Origin of the sequence: uncultured Campylobacter sp. (assembly GCF_937949835.1) — a bacterium.
In the GTDB taxonomy this organism is placed as follows: Bacteria; Campylobacterota; Campylobacteria; order Campylobacterales; family Campylobacteraceae; genus Campylobacter_B.
In genome coordinates, this window is the sequence record NZ_CALEDC010000188.1 from 1 (window position 1) to 15,160 (window position 15,160).

Annotated in this window: 25 protein-coding genes and 1 pseudogene; 25 read left to right on the top strand and 1 reads right to left on the bottom strand. The window is 45.9% G+C overall.

The features are described from left to right. Positions 1–206: 206 nt before the first annotated feature. The 23 genes and pseudogenes from rpsJ (at position 207) to Q0256_RS04220 (ending at position 13,173) form a co-directional block, all read left to right on the top strand. On the top strand, positions 207–518 hold the full coding sequence (rpsJ, locus tag Q0256_RS04110; RefSeq protein ID WP_005869011.1) for a 30S ribosomal protein S10: 312 nt from the start codon (positions 207–209) through the stop codon (positions 516–518). An 11-nt stretch (positions 519–529) separates the two neighbouring features. Continuing rightward, the gene (gene rplC / locus Q0256_RS04115) at positions 530–1,108 is read left to right on the top strand and encodes a 50S ribosomal protein L3 (RefSeq protein WP_297944098.1); all 579 of its coding nucleotides are present in this window, start codon (positions 530–532) and stop codon (positions 1,106–1,108) included. Further along, on the top strand, positions 1,105–1,719 hold the full coding sequence (gene rplD / locus Q0256_RS04120) for a 50S ribosomal protein L4 (RefSeq protein WP_297960291.1): 615 nt from the start codon (positions 1,105–1,107) through the stop codon (positions 1,717–1,719). Before rplC ends, rplD begins: the two co-directional genes overlap by 4 nt. 1 nt (position 1,720) lies before the next feature. Next, positions 1,721–2,002: a 50S ribosomal protein L23 gene (locus Q0256_RS04125; protein ID WP_297960294.1), complete on the top strand. Its 282-nt coding sequence runs from the start codon at positions 1,721–1,723 to the stop codon at positions 2,000–2,002. 1 nt (position 2,003) lies between these two features. After that, positions 2,004–2,834: a 50S ribosomal protein L2 gene (gene rplB, locus Q0256_RS04130; RefSeq protein ID WP_297897660.1), complete on the top strand. Its 831-nt coding sequence runs from the start codon at positions 2,004–2,006 to the stop codon at positions 2,832–2,834. Positions 2,835–2,836: 2 nt separating this feature from the next. Beyond that, a complete protein-coding gene (gene rpsS / locus Q0256_RS04135; protein WP_005869002.1) occupies positions 2,837–3,118 on the top strand; it encodes a 30S ribosomal protein S19 in 282 nt (93 codons plus the stop codon). 9 nt (positions 3,119–3,127) lie between these two features. Continuing rightward, a pseudogene (gene rplV, locus Q0256_RS04140) lies at positions 3,128–3,439 on the top strand (50S ribosomal protein L22); the annotation flags it as partial. Between the two features lie 21 nt (positions 3,440–3,460). Next, the gene (rpsC, locus tag Q0256_RS04145; protein ID WP_005868997.1) at positions 3,461–4,156 is read left to right on the top strand and encodes a 30S ribosomal protein S3; all 696 of its coding nucleotides are present in this window, start codon (positions 3,461–3,463) and stop codon (positions 4,154–4,156) included. Positions 4,157–4,158: 2 nt separating this feature from the next. After that, positions 4,159–4,584 (top strand): 50S ribosomal protein L16, encoded by a 426-nt coding sequence (gene rplP / locus Q0256_RS04150; protein ID WP_005868996.1) that lies wholly within the window; start codon positions 4,159–4,161, stop codon positions 4,582–4,584. Next, positions 4,571–4,753 carry a 50S ribosomal protein L29 gene (gene rpmC / locus Q0256_RS04155; RefSeq protein WP_005868995.1) on the top strand — a complete coding sequence of 61 codons (183 nt, stop codon included), beginning with the start codon at positions 4,571–4,573 and terminating at the stop codon, positions 4,751–4,753. The genes rplP and rpmC overlap by 14 nt, the downstream gene beginning before the upstream one ends. A 9-nt stretch (positions 4,754–4,762) precedes the next feature. Beyond that, positions 4,763–5,014: a 30S ribosomal protein S17 gene (gene rpsQ, locus Q0256_RS04160; protein WP_005868994.1), complete on the top strand. Its 252-nt coding sequence runs from the start codon at positions 4,763–4,765 to the stop codon at positions 5,012–5,014. After that, entirely contained in the window at positions 5,014–5,382 is a 369-nt protein-coding gene (gene rplN / locus Q0256_RS04165) for a 50S ribosomal protein L14 (RefSeq protein WP_005868993.1), read from the top strand. The genes rpsQ and rplN overlap by 1 nt, the downstream gene beginning before the upstream one ends. Continuing rightward, positions 5,382–5,615, top strand: a complete 234-nt coding sequence (gene rplX, locus Q0256_RS04170; RefSeq protein WP_005868992.1) for a 50S ribosomal protein L24 — start codon at positions 5,382–5,384, stop codon at positions 5,613–5,615. The genes rplN and rplX overlap by 1 nt, the downstream gene beginning before the upstream one ends. A 2-nt stretch (positions 5,616–5,617) precedes the next feature. Continuing rightward, entirely contained in the window at positions 5,618–6,163 is a 546-nt protein-coding gene (gene rplE, locus Q0256_RS04175; RefSeq protein ID WP_297960297.1) for a 50S ribosomal protein L5, read from the top strand. 1 nt (position 6,164) lies between these two features. Then, entirely contained in the window at positions 6,165–6,350 is a 186-nt protein-coding gene (locus Q0256_RS04180) for a type Z 30S ribosomal protein S14 (protein WP_005868990.1), read from the top strand. Positions 6,351–6,359: 9 nt separating this feature from the next. Then, positions 6,360–6,755, top strand: coding sequence for a 30S ribosomal protein S8 (rpsH, locus tag Q0256_RS04185; RefSeq protein WP_005868989.1), 396 nt, complete (start codon positions 6,360–6,362; stop codon positions 6,753–6,755). A gap of 77 nt (positions 6,756–6,832) precedes the next feature. After that, positions 6,833–7,369: a 50S ribosomal protein L6 gene (gene rplF, locus Q0256_RS04190; protein WP_297960300.1), complete on the top strand. Its 537-nt coding sequence runs from the start codon at positions 6,833–6,835 to the stop codon at positions 7,367–7,369. Positions 7,370–7,379: 10 nt separating this feature from the next. After that, a complete protein-coding gene (gene rplR, locus Q0256_RS04195) occupies positions 7,380–7,736 on the top strand; it encodes a 50S ribosomal protein L18 (RefSeq protein WP_005868987.1) in 357 nt (118 codons plus the stop codon). A gap of 15 nt (positions 7,737–7,751) precedes the next feature. Then, positions 7,752–8,195, top strand: coding sequence for a 30S ribosomal protein S5 (gene rpsE / locus Q0256_RS04200; protein ID WP_005868986.1), 444 nt, complete (start codon positions 7,752–7,754; stop codon positions 8,193–8,195). A gap of 12 nt (positions 8,196–8,207) precedes the next feature. Beyond that, a complete protein-coding gene (gene rplO / locus Q0256_RS04205) occupies positions 8,208–8,609 on the top strand; it encodes a 50S ribosomal protein L15 (RefSeq protein WP_005868985.1) in 402 nt (133 codons plus the stop codon). Beyond that, positions 8,609–9,874, top strand: a complete 1,266-nt coding sequence (secY, locus tag Q0256_RS04210) for a preprotein translocase subunit SecY (RefSeq protein ID WP_297944103.1) — start codon at positions 8,609–8,611, stop codon at positions 9,872–9,874. Before rplO ends, secY begins: the two co-directional genes overlap by 1 nt. After that, positions 9,875–10,633, top strand: coding sequence for a type I methionyl aminopeptidase (map, locus tag Q0256_RS04215; RefSeq protein ID WP_297960303.1), 759 nt, complete (start codon positions 9,875–9,877; stop codon positions 10,631–10,633). Positions 10,634–11,133: 500 nt separating this feature from the next. Next, the gene (locus Q0256_RS04220; RefSeq protein WP_297960306.1) at positions 11,134–13,173 is read left to right on the top strand and encodes a sulfatase-like hydrolase/transferase; all 2,040 of its coding nucleotides are present in this window, start codon (positions 11,134–11,136) and stop codon (positions 13,171–13,173) included. Positions 13,174–13,345: 172 nt separating this feature from the next. Here the strand turns inward: Q0256_RS04220 and Q0256_RS04225 are convergent, their stop codons facing one another. Then, positions 13,346–14,062, bottom strand: coding sequence for a PAS domain-containing protein (locus Q0256_RS04225; protein WP_297960309.1), 717 nt, complete (start codon positions 14,060–14,062; stop codon positions 13,346–13,348). A 142-nt stretch (positions 14,063–14,204) separates the two neighbouring features. On the opposite strand from Q0256_RS04225, the gene Q0256_RS04230 reads away from it, so the two are divergent. Continuing rightward, a complete protein-coding gene (locus Q0256_RS04230) occupies positions 14,205–14,591 on the top strand; it encodes a RidA family protein (protein WP_297960311.1) in 387 nt (128 codons plus the stop codon). 8 nt (positions 14,592–14,599) lie between these two features. Further along, on the top strand, positions 14,600–15,160 hold a 561-nt coding region (locus Q0256_RS04235; RefSeq protein ID WP_297960314.1), incomplete at its 3' end, for a pyridoxal-phosphate dependent enzyme.

Here is a 15,160-nt window from a genome sequence, read left to right on the forward strand (position 1 = left end):
TCAAATTTATCTAAAATTTTTGTATTGAAAATTTCCAGCACCCTAAAAATTTTCGAAATTCTATATATTTTTCCTTATTAAAAGGAAATATTTCCATAAAATTTGGCTATTTTCTTGACAAAGCCGGAGCGCTTTTATATAATGTGTATCTTTTGTCTGAAACAAAGGGTCGCGCGTTGCGACAAGTTCTTTATTAAGGAAAAGTGATGCAAAAAATTAGGTTAAAACTCAAGGCTTATGACCATCGAGTTTTAGATCGCACAGTTTCGGCTATCGTTGAAGCCGTAAAAAGAACAGGTGCGGACGTCAGAGGTCCCGTGCCGATGCCTACGAAGATTAAACGCTACACCGTTTTAAGATCTCCGCACGTAAATAAAGACTCCAGAGAGCAGTTTGAGATGAAAATTCACGCTCGTATGCTAGACATCGTAGCGGCTACGCCAGATACGGTTGATTCGCTAACTAAGCTTGATTTGGCTCCGGAAGTCAACGTCGAAGTTCACGCGATGGGCAAATAAGGGGTAAAACAATGGAATATATTGTAGAAAAAATAGGTATGAGTAGGACGATCGACACGAGCAGCACGCCCGTGACGCTTTTACGACTTATCAATACCAAAATTTGCGAAGTTTGCGATGAGAAAAAAGCTATCGTAGCCTACGCAGAGGGCAAGGCATATAACAAAGCTATCGCCGGCATTCAAAAGAAATATAGCCTAAGCAAGGAATTTAATAAATTCGCAACACTAAGCTTAGAAAATGCCGAGCTTGGCGATCAAAATTTAGATGTTTTGAGCGAAGCCAAGATCGTCAAAGTAAGCTTCAGATCAAAGGGAAAAGGCTATCAGGGCGTCATTAAGCGTCATGGCTTTGCGGGCGGTCCCGCAGCGCACGGCAGCCGCTTTCACCGAAGACCGGGCTCGATCGGCAACTGCGAGTGGCCGGGTCGCGTTCAGCCTGGTATGAGGATGGCGGGACGCACTGGAAACGAAACGATCACTGCCAAAAACGAAGTCGTAAGCTTTGATGCCGAGAATAAAATTTTAGTGCTTAAAGGCTCGGTTCCTGGATTTAACGGCGCAATGGGCAGAATAAGGATAGTAAAATGAGTAAAGTAAGCGTGCTTAACGAAAAACTGGAAAAAGCAAGCGAAATTGAAATCCCTGCGAGATTTTCGGAAGTCAATTCGCACAATCTATATTTGTACGTCAAATCTTACCTTGCTTCGCTTCGTGCAAATACGGCTAACGCTAAAACTCGCGCCGAGGTTAGCGGCGGCGGTAAAAAACCGTGGCGACAAAAAGGTCGCGGTGGCGCACGTGCGGGCTCAACTAGAACTAACGTCTGGGTAGGCGGCGCGGTCGCATTCGGTCCGACTAACGAGCGAAATTACGAGCAGAAGGTCAATAAGAAGCAAAAACGCCTTGCGCTGGAATTTGCTATCAATGAGAAAGCAAACGAGGGTAAAATTTTTATCTTCGACGATTTGGAGCTAAAAAGCGGTAAAACCAAAGATGCGGCAAATTTTATTAAGAAACTGGGCGTTAGAGATGCGCTAATCGTTAAAAACGAGCTAGACGCACAAACTCTTTTGGCCTATAGAAATCTAAAAAATTGCTATGTCATCGATGCAAGCGAGGTCAATGCTTACCTAATCGCAGTTTACGGCTCGGTCGTATTCGAAAAAGCGGCATTTGAATCAATAGTGAAAGAGGACTAAAATGGCAGATATAACAGATATCAAAACGATCCTTTATACGGAAAAGTCTCTCGGTCTTCAAGAAAACGGCGTGGTCGTTATCCAAACTAGCCCGTCGGTTACGAAAAACGGACTAAAGAGCGTTTTAAAAAACTATTTCGGGATCACTCCGCTAAAGATAAATTCTTTAAGACAGGACGGCAAAGTAAAAAGATTTAAAGGCAGAACTGGCGCTAGAAACGATGTGAAAAAATTCTACGTCAAACTACCTGAGGGTGCAAGCTTAGAAAGCGTGGAGGCGTAAAATGGCGATTAAAACTTATAAACCCTATACTCCAAGTAGAAGATTTATGACTGGTCTTAGCAGCGAGGATATCACTGCAAAAGCTAGCGTTAGAGGTTTGCTTGTTAAAATTCCTGCCGCAGCCGGAAGGAACAATAACGGTCGCATTACCAGCCGTCATAAACAAGCTGGAGCCGCTAAACTTTATAGAATTATCGATTTTAAGCGAAATAAATTCGGCGTTGCTGGCAAGGTCGAGGCGATTGAATACGATCCGAATCGCAACTGCCGTATCGCATTGATCTCATACGCAGACGGCGAGAAGCGCTACATTATCAAGCCTAACGATCTTAAAGTGGGCGACGTAGTAGCCGCTGCCGAGGGTGGATTAGATATTAAACCTGGCAACGCGATGAAGATGAAAAACATCCCTGTGGGAACTATCCTGCACAATATCGAGTTAAAACCCGGCAAAGGCGCCCAAATGGCACGTAGCGCAGGAGGCTATGCTCAGCTTATGGGTAAAGAGGAAAAATACGTCATTTTACGTCTGCCTAGCGGCGAGATGAGAAGAGTGCTTGCAGAGTGTATGGCTAGTATCGGCGTAGTGGGTAACGAAGAGTGGGCAAACGTCGTCATTGGTAAAGCCGGACGTAACCGCCACAGAGGTATCCGTCCTCAAACCAGAGGTTCTGCGATGAATCCGGTCGATCACCCGCACGGCGGTGGCGAGGGTAAGAAAAACTCCGGTCGCCATCCGGTAACTCCGTGGGGTAAACCGACGAAGGGCTATAAAACTCGCCATAAAAAAGCGAGCGATAAGCTTATAATTTCAAGAAGGAAAGGAAAATAAAAATGGCTAGATCGCTAAAAAAAGGTCCTTTCGTAGATGATCACGTAATGAAAAAAGTCGTTGCGGCAAAGAAAGCCGGCGATAACAAACCGATCAAGACTTGGTCGAGACGAAGCACGATCGTGCCTGAAATGATCGGACTTACGTTTAACGTTCATAACGGAAAGAATTTTATCCCGGTTTACGTCACCGAGCATCATATCGGTTATAAATTAGGCGAGTTCGCTCCTACGCGCACTTTCAAAGGCCACAAAGGCTCCGTGCAGAAAAAGATCGGCAAGTAAGGATAGAATATGAGTAAATCAACTATTAAATTTGTTCGCCTTTCGCCGACAAAAGCAAGACTTATCGCAAAACAAATTCAAGGCATGAACGCGGAATTTGCCCTTGCTACTTTAGAATTTACACCTAATCGCGGCGCGAAATATATCGCTACGGCGATTTCAAGCGCGGTCGCAAACGGCGGCTTTGAGCCTGAAGAGGTCGTAGTTACCAGCTGCCGAGTGGATGCGGGTCCCGTACTTAAGAGATTTCGTCCGCGCGCCAGAGGTACGGCTAGCCGTATCCGCAAACCTACTTCGCACATCATCGTCGAAGTAGCAAAACCAAGTAAGAAGGAAGCGTAAATGGGACAGAAAGTAAATCCGATCGGTTTAAGATTAGGAATTAATCGAAATTGGGAGTCTAGATGGTTTCCTTCTAAAGCGACGCTTTCCGAGAGTATCGGCGAGGATTACAAGATCCGCAAATTTTTAAAAGCTAAGCTTTACTATGCGGGAATTAGCCAAATTCTTATCGAAAGAACGGCTAAGAAAATTCGCGTAACGATCGTAGCCGCAAGACCGGGTATCATCATCGGCAAAAAAGGCGGCGAGGTCGAAAATTTAAGAAGCGAAGTCGTTAAGCTAGTCAATAAAGACATAGCCATCAATATCAAAGAGGAGCGTAAAGTAGGCTCGAATGCACTTTTGGCTGCGGAAAACGTAGCCATGCAGCTAGAGCGCCGCGTTGCATTCCGCCGCGCTATGAAAAAGGTCATCCAAGGCGCTCAAAAAGCAGGCGCAAAGGGAATTAAAATTTGCGTCGCAGGTCGCTTGGGCGGCGCGGAGATGGCTAGAACCGAATGGTATTTGGAGGGACGCGTTCCGCTTCATACTCTAAGGGCTAGGATCGATTACGGCTTTGCCGAAGCGCATACGACCTACGGTAATATCGGCATTAAGGTTTGGATCTTTAAGGGTGAAATTTTACAAAAAGGCATCCAGGCTGAAAAGACCGATGATGCGCCTAAAAAAACACGCAGACCAAGAAGAGGTAAATAGTTATGTTGATGCCAAAAAGAACAAAATACCGCAAGATGATGAAAGGTCGCAATCGCGGCTACGCAACGAGAGGAAATTCCTTGACGTTCGGCGATTTCGGTATCAAAGCGGTAGAGGCGGGTAGGGTAAATTCTCGCCAGATCGAAGCGGCTCGTGTCGCGATGACGCGCTTCGTGAATCGTCAAGCTAAAATTTGGATTAAGGTATTCCCAGACAAACCGCTTACCAAAAAGCCTCTACAAACTCGTATGGGTAAGGGTAAGAGCGGCGTAGAAGAGTGGGTAATGAATATAAAACCGGGCAGGATCATTTTCGAGATGACCGGCGTTAGCGAAGAGGTTGCTAAAGAGGCGCTTATGCTTTCGATTCATAAACTACCTTTTAAAACGAAAATCGTAAGTAGGGAAAGCGAAAATGAAATATACTGATTTGAAAGATAAAGATTTAGCTGAGCTAAATTCTATGTTGAAACAAAGTAAGTTGCTTTTATTTACGGCTAGACAAAAGCTAAAAACTATGCAGCTAAGCAATCCTAACGAGATTCGCGCTATCAAAAAAGATATCGCTAGAATCAACACCGCTATTAAAGCGAAATAAGGATAGATTATGGCATTTAAAAGAGAAATTCAAGGCGTAGTCGTAAAGAAGGCGGGCGATAAAACAGCTACCGTTTTGGTAGAAAGAAGGGTTATGCACCCTAGATATAGAAAGATCGTAAAAAGATTTAAAAAATATCTGATCCACGATGAAAACAACGTCGTAAAGATCGGCGACACCATATCTGCGATCGAGTGCAGACCGCTAAGCGCTAGAAAATCGTTTCGCTTAAAAGCGGTTTTGAAAACAGGAGTTGAATAATGATACAGAGTTTTACCAGACTTGCGGTAGCTGATAATAGCGGCGCAAAAGAACTTATGTGTATTAAAGTTTTGGGCGGCAGCAAAAGAAGATACGCCACAATCGGCGATATTATCGTTTGCTCTGTAAAAAAAGCGCTCCCTAACGGCAAGATTAAGCGCGGTCAAGTAGTAAAAGCCGTAGTCGTTCGTACGACTAAAGAGTTGCACAGAGGCAACGGCTCACTAATTAGATTCGATGAGAACGCAGCCGTTATTTTGGATTCAAAAAAAGAGCCGATCGGTACTCGTATTTTCGGTCCTATCGGTAGAGAGGTCAGATACGGCGGTTTTATGAAGATCGTTTCGCTGGCTCCGGAGGTTTTATAATGGCAGTAAAATTTAAGATTAAAAAAGGCGATCAAGTAAAGATCATCGCAGGTGACGATAAGGGCAAAACAGGCACCGTTAAGGCCGTGTTCCCTAAAAAAGCTCAAGTTATCGTCGAGGGTTGTAAAATGGCTAAAAAGGCTATCAAACCAACCGAGCAAAATCCGCAAGGCGGCTTTACAAGCAAAGAGATGCCTATGGATATTTCAAACGTTGCGTTGGTAGAGGGTTGATTATGAGCAGACTAAAAGATAAATATGTAAATTCCATCAGAGCTGCTTTGCAGAAAGAATTTGATATAAAAAATCCTATGCTTATCCCGGCACTTGAAAAGATCGTTATCAGCGTAGGAACTGGGGAATCGAGCAAAGATCAAAAGGTGCTTCAAAATATGGCCGATACTATCTCGCTGATCGCAGGCCAAAAAGCGCTTATCGTCAATGCAAAAAAATCGGTTGCCGGCTTTAAAGTGCGCGAAGGTTTCCCGGTAGGCATAATGGTTACGTTACGAAAAGAGCAGATGTTTGCCTTCCTAGACAAACTGATCTCTATCGCGCTTCCTAGAGTTAAGGATTTCCGAGGACTACCTAGAACGGGCTTTGACGGACGCGGCAATTACAACTTCGGCTTGCAAGAGCAGCTGATGTTCCCTGAGGTCGAATACGATCAAATTTTAAGAACTCACGGTATGAATATAACCGTTGTAACGACTACAAATAACGATAAAGAGGCATTTAAATTGCTAGAGCTATTCGGCATGCCTTTTGCAAAAGGAAAATGATATGGCAAAAAAATCAATGGTAGCCAAGGCGAAACGCCCCGCTAAATTTAGCACTCGCGCATATACCAGATGTCAAATTTGCGGTCGTCCGCACTCCGTTTATAAGGATTTTGGAATTTGTCGCGTTTGCCTTCGCAAGATGGCAAACGAGGGCTTGATCCCAGGTCTAAAAAAAGCAAGCTGGTAAGGAGAAGAGATGATTAACGATCTTATTTCAGATGGACTAACTCGCATCAGAAATGCTGCGATGCGAAGGCTAGATACGACTAAGCTTTTTCACTCAAACGTCGTTGAGGCTATGCTTAAAATTTTAGCCGAGAAGGGCTATATCGAGAGCTACAACGTAGTAGAGGAAAACAATAAAAAGATCATCAACGTAGTGCTTAAATACGACGAAAAGGGCAGGAGCGTGATAAACGAAGTTAAAAGAATTTCGACTCCGGGTCGCCGCGTATATCAAGGCAAAGACGAGATCAAGCGCTTCAAAAACGGCTACGGAACCGTCGTCGTTAGCACAAGCAAAGGCGTTATGAGCGGTATCGACGCGCACAAAGCGGGCGTCGGCGGCGAAGTGCTTTGCACGATCTGGTAAGAAGTTTCTACTTTTTATGGCATTGTGGTATCCATTCGTAAAAGTAGACATACCCTAGACAAATAAAAAGGAAAATTATGTCAAGAATTGGTAAAAAACCGATCTCTATTCCGAGCGGAGTTGAGGTCAAAATCGACGGCTCGTCGTTAAAATTTAAAAAATCGAATAACGAAAAAGAGCTTGATTTAAAAGGTCATGTCGATGTAAAAATCGAAGACGGAAAGATAGAATTCTCACCTAAGGGCGAGGATAGACAGAGCAGAGCGTATTGGGGAACATACCGCGCTTTAGCCAACAATATCGTCCTTGGTCTTACCGAGGGCTTTTCAAGACAGCTTGAAATCAACGGCGTCGGCTATAGAGCTGCGATGAAGGGCAAAGTGCTTGAGCTAAATTTAGGCTTTTCGCATCCGATAAATTTTGAATCTCCAAAGGGAATTGAAATTTCCGTAGATAAAAACGTCGTAACCATCAAAGGCGACGACAAGCAGCAAGTAGGTCAAGTAGCAGCCGAGATCAGAGGATTTAGACCGCCTGAGCCATATAAAGGCAAAGGCATCAAGTATCTTGAAGAGCATATCATCCGCAAAGCCGGAAAAACAGCTAAGAAATAAGGGTTGAGAAATGACACAGAACGTATTAAAAAGAAAAATCTCTTTACGAATCAAGAGAAAAAGAAGAATTCGCGCTAAAATTTCAGGCGTCGCATCTTGCCCTAGAATTTCTATTTTCAAATCCAATAGGACGGTCTACGCTCAGGCTATCGACGACGCAGCGAGCGCGACTTTGTGCGCCAGCAGCGGTAAGGTTTTAAATTTAAAGGCGAACAAAGAGGGCGCGGCTAGCTTAGCTAAAGATTTAGCCTCTAAGTTAAAAGATAAAGGCATCTCTGAAGCGATTTTCGATCGCAATGGCTATTTGTATCACGGCGTAATCGCAAGCTTTGCCGAGTCGCTACGCCAAAACGGCATCAAACTATAACCCAAAGGAATGATTGTGGAAAAGTATAATAGAGAAGAATTCGAAGAGGTAATCGTCAATATCGGTAGGGTTACGAAGGTCGTTAAAGGTGGTAGAAGGTTTAGGTTTACGGCTCTTATCGTAGTAGGCAATAGAAACGGCTTGGTAGGCTTTGGCTTCGGCAAATCCAAAGAGGTTCCTGACGCGATTAAAAAGGCGGTGGACGATGCGTTTAAAAATATCATCAAGGTAAATTTAAATGGCTCTACTATCACTCACGATATCGAAGTTAAATACAATGCGAGCAAAATTTTACTTAAGCCGGCGAGCGAAGGTACCGGCGTTATCGCGGGCGGCTCCGTGCGCCCGGTTTTAGAGCTTGCGGGTGTTAAAGATATCCTCACCAAATCGCTAGGTTCGAACAACTCCTCAAACGTCGTAAGAGCTACAATGAAAGCTCTTAGTATGTTAAAACACTAACAAGGATAAAAGATGGGATTAGAAAATCTTAAAAAAGCCCCAGGCTCGACTCACGCTACTAAGCGCTTGGGTCGCGGTCAAGGAAGCGGTCTGGGTAAAACTGCAGGTCGCGGCGGCAAGGGTCAGACCGCGCGTACCGGCTCTCACGAAAAAAGAGGCTTCGAGGGCGGTCAGCAACCGATTCAGCGAAGGCTTCCAAAGGTAGGTTTTACTTCTAAATTTGAAAAGCCTTACGTGATCAATGTCGATAAAATCGAAGCTATCAAAGATCTTAGTGAGATCACGATCGAAAGCATCAAATCCGTTCATAAAATTTCAAATTCCGTTAAAAAGATCAAGCTGATCGGCGTAGGCGCAAAAGCGCTCGCTAGCAAGATCAAAGACGAGAACGTAAAGTCTAGCGGACAAAAATAATGAATAAATCGCTACGCAACAAAATTCTCATTACTTTGGGCTTTCTTTTTGCCTATAGGTTGCTAGCTTATGTGCCGGTTCCGGGAGTGGACGTTGAGGTTATAAAGCAATTTTTTCAAAGCAATAGCAACAACGCTTTTGGAATGTTTAATATGTTTAGCGGTAACGCGGCGGAGCGATTCAGCGTTATCTCGCTAGGCATCATGCCTTATATTACCGCTTCGATCATTATGGAACTGCTTGCCGCAACCTTTCCAAATTTAGGTAAACTCAAAAAAGAGCGCGACGGTATGCAGAAATATATGCAGATCATCAGATACGCTACCATCGCAATCGCTATGGTTCAATCCATCGGCGTTAGCATCGGTTTACAGGGCATCCACGGACAAACCGGAGCGCCTGCGATAATGGCCGAAAATACCAACGAGTTTGTTTTTATCTCGTGCATTTCGATGCTGGCAGGCACTATGCTTTTGATGTGGATCGGCGAGCAGATTACGCAGCGCGGCGTCGGTAACGGCACCAGCCTTATTATCTTTGCGGGTATCGTAAGCGCCATCCCTAGAGCGATCGGAAGTACTGTAAATTTAGTAAATACCGGCGAAATGAACGTTTTAAAGCTAATCGCGATCGTGCTAATCATCCTGGCTACTATCGGGGCAATTTTATATGTGGAGCTAGGTGAACGCAGAATTCCGGTATCGTTTTCGCGCAAGGTATTGATGGCGAATCAAAACAAGCGCATTATGAATTACGTGCCGATCAAGCTAAATTTAAGCGGCGTCATTCCGCCTATTTTTGCAAGCGCGATTTTGATGTTTCCGACTACAATTTTACAGGCAAGTACCAATCCGATCATCCAAAAGATCCACGATTTCCTAAGCCCTAGCAATTACTTCTTTAACTTTTTGACCTTTGTGTTGGTTATATTTTTTGCGTATTTTTATGCGTCAATTGCTTTTAATTCCAAGGACATTAGTGAAAATTTAAAGAAGCAGGGCGGATTTATCCCGGGCATTCGTCCGGGCGAGGGAACGGCGAGCTTCTTAAACGAAGTTGCTAGCCGCCTTACATTCTGGGGCTCGATCTATCTCGGGCTAGTAACCGTCATCCCGTGGCTGCTCGTTAAATTTATGGGCGTGCCGTTTTATTTCGGCGGTACCAGCGTGCTGATCGTCGTCTCCGTCGCTCTTGATACGATGAGACGCATCGAAGCGCAGATCTATATGAACAAATATCAGACCCTAAGCGCGGTCGGGCTATAAATGGCGATTTTTCTTAAAACAAAAAAAGACTTAGAAGGGCTGCGTGCAGCGAATAGGATCGTCGCGCAGGCCCTTGATTACGCAGCTTCTTTCATAAAGCCGGGTCTTAGCCTGCTTGAAGTCGATAAAAAGATCGACGATTTCATCACCTCCAAGGGCGCGTACCCCGCTTTTAAAGGGCTATACGGCTTTCCAAACGCTGCCTGCCTCTCGCTAAACGAAGTCATCATCCACGGCATCCCAGACGAAACAATCCTGCAGGAGGGCGATATCTTAGGCGTCGATCTGGGCTCGAAGCTAAACGGATATTTCGGCGACAGCGCACGCACTCTGCCCGTCGGTAAAATTTCAAAAGCCGACGAAGATCTCATCGCATGCAGTAAGGACACGCTGGAGTTTGCCATCAAAACGATCAGGGTAGGGATGCACTTCAAAGAGCTAAGCTTCGAGATCGAGAAATTTATCCGCGCGCGCGGCTTCGTGCCGCTATACGGCTTCTGCGGCCACGGCATCGGCAAGCACCCGCACGAAGAGCCTGAGATCCCAAACTATCTGGAGGGCAACAATCCAAAATCAGGCCCTAAAATCAAAAACGGCATGGTCTTTTGCATCGAGCCGATGATCTGCCAAAAGGACGGCACGCCGGTCATCGCTGAGGATAAATGGAGCACGAGAAGCAAGGACGGACTTCGCACTAGCCACTATGAGCACTGCATGGCGGTTTTCGACGGTAAGGTAGAAGTCCTAAGCGTCGCATAGAATTTCGTACAAAAGGCGACTTGGGCTAGTTAAAATTTTACACTTTTATCAGTGCAAAATTTTGCCTGCGATTAGATTTCGATAATTTTGCATCGCTCGCGTCTTGGAATTTTACCTCAGCCGCTTCATGCATAAATTTTATCCGAAGGAAACTTATCGCACTAGAAATTTTAAAACCTATTGTGACGGTTTGCGGTCTAGCCACAAAATTCTAAAAGCCGAGATTTTAGCTCATATTTTCTGTTTTTTAAAGCCTCATTTTGTAGCTTCGCTCTTAGATTCGCTTTCAATTAAAATTTAGCCTCAAAATTCCGCCGTCCAATTACAAACTCCCCGTATCTTTAAAATTTGGCTGTAAAATTTGAAGCGTAAAGGCGCGCAAGTAAGCAAGCTCAAAGCTTTAAGCGGCTAAGATTGCGCCTTGATTTTAAAGCGAAAACATGTCGCGCTACGCAGAGTGCGCGTCATCGCGTCCCTTCGTACAAGGCAGGAAATATAAAATGAGAGAAAAATTTTATGTAGCGCTAGCAAATATAGGCGGGCTTATGGCACGGACGAAAGTGGGCGGGCTTGTGGCGCGCTTGCTTATGAAAATCGACCGCGGTTTTTTTGCTGCACTGCGCGAGCGTCCCATATGGAGAGTGTTTTGGCTTAGCACGGCGCTATGCTTGCTCGCGTGCTGGGCTAAGATACATTATCAGATTAACGGACCCATCTTTGCCTATATCGCCGAGAGCTTCCCTGCGGTATTCATCATAAATTTACTCATCTTTCACCTCTGCTATCTGCTTAGCGGCCGATTTTTTAAGCTCGTTTCGTACGTGCTACTGGCGCTAATTGCGCTAATTGCGAGCGTGGCTTTGTTTTTGATCGTAAATTTTGACTCAAGCTTCAACGTGGTAGCGATCGACGCGCTTGTGCATACCGACGTAGCCGAGACGCGCGAGTTTATTTCGCTGTTTCTTAACTTTGCAACGATTTTATATTTAGCGGTGTTGCTTGGCTGCATCTTTGCGGCGCTAAGAGCAGGGCGGAGAAAGAGGGAGCAAACGCATAGCCGCCTAAGATTGCTACTAGCGGCGCTTTATCTTATCTACGGGGCGATCTTTTGCGCGGATATCGCCGCCAAAGCTTCCCAGGGCAAGCAGGGCTATATAACCAAGCTATCGCAATATGTCCCGCTGGAGTTTGCCTTTACGATAAAAGACTATCTGAGCGATAAAAATTTCATCACCGATATGCGCGAAGTGCAGCTCGGATACGACGAGGCCAAGCGCGCGAACGAAAGCGTTTTAAAGAGCGGTGCAAATTCAGATCCGCAAAGCTCCGCCTTGGATTCCGCGTCTGAAAATTCTGCGCCCGCATCAAGCGCTCAGGTGCAAAATTCCGGCGCAAATTTAAATTCTACATCTGCCTCGGGCGCTATGGCGCAGAGCTCCGGCGAGATTTTAAATTCCGTACCACAAAGCCCCAGCGCGATCTTAAATTCCAAAAGCCCTAATGCCGCTACAAACCCCGCCTTGCAAAAGTCTCGCGTCAAAAATATCATCCTAATAATCGGCGAGAGCTTGCAGCGCGGGCATATGTCGCTCTACGGCTACGGTGTTAAAAATACACCGCTTTTGGAAGGGCTCGAGGCGAGCGGCAACCTGATAAAATTTAGCGATACAATCTCGCCTTACGGCACGACTAATCAGGTGCTGATGCGGCTTTTAAATTTCAGCGATTACGAAAGCGAGCGCAAAAGGGCGTGGTTTCGCAACCTTAGCATCATCGATATGTTTAAGCTAAGCGGCTACCGCACCTTTTGGATTAGCAATCAAGAGGCTTTCGGCGCACATGCGTTAAGCGCTAAAAGCGCTGCCGATCGCGCGGACGCGGAATCCTTCCTCTCAAAGAGCAATCTTTATGAAACCGTCCGAATCAAGCCTGACGGAGTGCTGCTTCCACTCATAAATCAGGCGAAAGCGGGGCAGAGCGAGCGAAATTTCTACGTGATCCATCTCATCGGCAGCCATATGGATTACAGCCTGCGCTATCCCGAGGGATTTGGCAAGTTTAGCGCGGCAGACGTAAAGGCAAAACTTACTTCCAAGCAGAAAGATGTCGTCGCGTATTATGATAACAGCGTGCTTTACAACGATTTTATCATAAATGAAATTTTTAAAATTTTTTCGGGTGATGACAGTCTCATCGTCTATCTTAGCGATCACGGAGAGAATTTATACGAAAACGGACGCCTCGGGCACGGCATGGAGAGCCGCTTTACTTACGAAATTCCGCTGCTTTTTATAGCCTCGCGTGAGTTTTTGAGCGATCACGCTAAGCTATGGCAGAGGCTAGCTGCGGCGAAAGATAAGCCTTTTATGAGCGATGATTTAGCGCATCTGCTAGCAGATATCATCGGTGTCGCGCCGCTTGAGTTTGACGAGCGCAAAAGCCCGATACGAGCGGATTTCAATGCTTCGCGCAAGCGAATTGCTAACGGAGTCGATTATGACGAGAAATTAAAGAATACGAAGGGCTACGAGTTCGAGTAACAGATGAGTTTTGCTTTTATCCCGTTGCATGCTGCATGAACTAGGAATTGGCGCATCCCACTTTTGATCGGTTCATCAAATTTAGATTAAAATTTGCGCCACCCCATATGGCTACACTGATAAAAAGACGCGCAACGCTTATTAAATTTGAGATCAAATTTATGTACCGCGGTTAGCCCTCCTTTTTTACCTCATCTATATACGAGTAAATCGTGACTTTCTGCGTCCTAAGCGCCTTTGCAACGAGCTCCACCGCGCCTTTTACCTCAAAAATTCCTTTTTGCGCGAGGAATTTTACGATACGCTTTCGATCCTCTTTCTTCATCCCCTCCACATCCAGATCGTGCGTAGCCGATGCGATCAGATCTTGGACGATGTCAAGGATATTTTGCTGCAAATCGTTAGAGCTTTGCGTTTCTAAATTTACGCCGTCATTTAAGCTCGCCCCGTCTAATACCGCGCTATTGCAGCTTCCGTCGGTAAAATTTGCGCCCTGCAGCTCCTTGCTATCGAGCTTTGCATTCGGCAGTAGATCTTTTATTACTTTGTATGCGGCCATGGCGCTTGAAGTATCGATATTTACGCATAGCGCGCCTACTACTTTGCCGTCTGTGCCGCGGATCAGCGAAGTCGAGGAGCGTATGAGCCTGCCGTTTTGCGCGGTAAAGTAGTAGTTTGCGGTGCAGTCGTTTTCAAAATTTTTGCTTAACAACACGTCCTTTACCAGATGATCGAAGCTTTGACCAATCCTCCTGCCCGTTACGTCGCCGAGGACGAAAACGACGGAGCTTTGCGGCGTGCTCATATCGTGGATGACCACCTCGCAATCGCCGATCGTATTTTTAATAAGGTGCGCGGTCGGTATAAAGGTCTGCAAAAGTTGGTTCAATTCGGGCTCCTTAAATTCCATATAAAAAAATCTATAAATTTAGATTAAATTTTAAAATTTTTGCGAATTTATAGAAATATTTATATATTTTTAATAAATTTAGAGTAAAATTATATAAAATTTTATATGCCAAGGAGCTTAAATGAAAGAAATTTATCCAACCGGTTTCGCGCCGAAAAAGGCGCATTATGCGCCGGGCATCCTAGATGACGACGGTACGCTCTACGTCTCGGGGCAGCTAAGCGTGGATCCGCGCACGGGAGCCGCTCCAGATGGTCTTGCTGAGCAGACCGCGCAGGCTCTAAGCAATGTCGCGGCAGTGCTGGCCGCCGCGGGAGCGGATAAAAGCGACGTGCGGATGTGCCGCGTCTATACGCCTGACGTCGCGAACTGGGACGTGATCGACAAGCAGTACGCGCTATTTTTTGGCGTGCACAAGCCCGCTCGCGTCGTGGTACCGACTACGGCTCTACACTTCGGCTGTCTCGTAGAGATCGAGGCCGTCGCAAAAATCAAAGAGAAAAAATAGGAGCGAAAATGAGCGATTTCATCTGCACGGGCTGCGGCAAGCACGCGCCCATCGATACTTTGAGCTATAAATGCGGCTGCGGCGGGCTGTATAAGCTAAACTCCGACGCGCCTAAATTTAACCCCGCGCTCGTAGATCAAAGCGAGTTTAGCATCTTTAGATACCGCAGGTTTATGGGCATCGACACGGCTAAATTTAGAGAAATTTCGATGGGCGAGGGGCTCACGGCGAGCGTGAAATTCGGCGAAAATCTCTATCTTAAGCTTGATTACGCGATGCCTACGCTTTCGTTCAAAGATCGCGGTGCGGCGGTTTTGGTACTACATGCCAAAAATATCGGCGTTAAAAAGGTGCTGCAAGACTCCAGCGGCAACGCAGGTAACGCCGTGGCGGCGTACTGCGCTCGCGCGGGCATCGAGTGCGAAATTTACGTTCCGAAGGGCACGTCGCCTAAAAAGATCGATATGATCAAAAGCCACGGCGCGTACGTCACGGTATTCGACGGTAGCCGCGACGAGACGGCGGATGCGTGCCGCAAAAAGGCCGCGCAGGAGCAGATCTATTACGCC

Excerpts from the sequence above, each read along its gene's own strand:
- rplN (WP_005868993.1), top strand. The coding sequence starts at position 5,014 with ATGATACAGAGTTTTACCAGACTTGCGGTAGCTGATAATAGCGGCGCA.
- Q0256_RS04125 (WP_297960294.1), top strand. The coding sequence starts at position 1,721 with ATGGCAGATATAACAGATATCAAAACGATCCTTTATACGGAAAAGTCT.
- map (WP_297960303.1), top strand. The coding sequence starts at position 9,875 with ATGGCGATTTTTCTTAAAACAAAAAAAGACTTAGAAGGGCTGCGTGCA.
- secY (WP_297944103.1), top strand. The coding sequence starts at position 8,609 with ATGAATAAATCGCTACGCAACAAAATTCTCATTACTTTGGGCTTTCTT.
- rplD (WP_297960291.1), top strand. The coding sequence starts at position 1,105 with ATGAGTAAAGTAAGCGTGCTTAACGAAAAACTGGAAAAAGCAAGCGAA.
- rplO (WP_005868985.1), top strand. The coding sequence starts at position 8,208 with ATGGGATTAGAAAATCTTAAAAAAGCCCCAGGCTCGACTCACGCTACT.
- rpsQ (WP_005868994.1), top strand. The coding sequence starts at position 4,763 with ATGGCATTTAAAAGAGAAATTCAAGGCGTAGTCGTAAAGAAGGCGGGC.
- rplF (WP_297960300.1), top strand. The coding sequence starts at position 6,833 with ATGTCAAGAATTGGTAAAAAACCGATCTCTATTCCGAGCGGAGTTGAG.
- Q0256_RS04220 (WP_297960306.1), top strand. The coding sequence starts at position 11,134 with ATGAGAGAAAAATTTTATGTAGCGCTAGCAAATATAGGCGGGCTTATG.
- rpsC (WP_005868997.1), top strand. The coding sequence starts at position 3,461 with ATGGGACAGAAAGTAAATCCGATCGGTTTAAGATTAGGAATTAATCGA.
- rplP (WP_005868996.1), top strand. The coding sequence starts at position 4,159 with ATGTTGATGCCAAAAAGAACAAAATACCGCAAGATGATGAAAGGTCGC.
- Q0256_RS04230 (WP_297960311.1), top strand. The coding sequence starts at position 14,205 with ATGAAAGAAATTTATCCAACCGGTTTCGCGCCGAAAAAGGCGCATTAT.
- rpsJ (WP_005869011.1), top strand. The coding sequence starts at position 207 with ATGCAAAAAATTAGGTTAAAACTCAAGGCTTATGACCATCGAGTTTTA.
- rplC (WP_297944098.1), top strand. The coding sequence starts at position 530 with ATGGAATATATTGTAGAAAAAATAGGTATGAGTAGGACGATCGACACG.
- rplE (WP_297960297.1), top strand. The coding sequence starts at position 5,618 with ATGAGCAGACTAAAAGATAAATATGTAAATTCCATCAGAGCTGCTTTG.
- rpsH (WP_005868989.1), top strand. The coding sequence starts at position 6,360 with ATGATTAACGATCTTATTTCAGATGGACTAACTCGCATCAGAAATGCT.
- Q0256_RS04180 (WP_005868990.1), top strand. The coding sequence starts at position 6,165 with ATGGCAAAAAAATCAATGGTAGCCAAGGCGAAACGCCCCGCTAAATTT.
- rplX (WP_005868992.1), top strand. The coding sequence starts at position 5,382 with ATGGCAGTAAAATTTAAGATTAAAAAAGGCGATCAAGTAAAGATCATC.
- rplR (WP_005868987.1), top strand. The coding sequence starts at position 7,380 with ATGACACAGAACGTATTAAAAAGAAAAATCTCTTTACGAATCAAGAGA.
- rpmC (WP_005868995.1), top strand. The coding sequence starts at position 4,571 with ATGAAATATACTGATTTGAAAGATAAAGATTTAGCTGAGCTAAATTCT.
- rpsS (WP_005869002.1), top strand. The coding sequence starts at position 2,837 with ATGGCTAGATCGCTAAAAAAAGGTCCTTTCGTAGATGATCACGTAATG.
- rplB (WP_297897660.1), top strand. The coding sequence starts at position 2,004 with ATGGCGATTAAAACTTATAAACCCTATACTCCAAGTAGAAGATTTATG.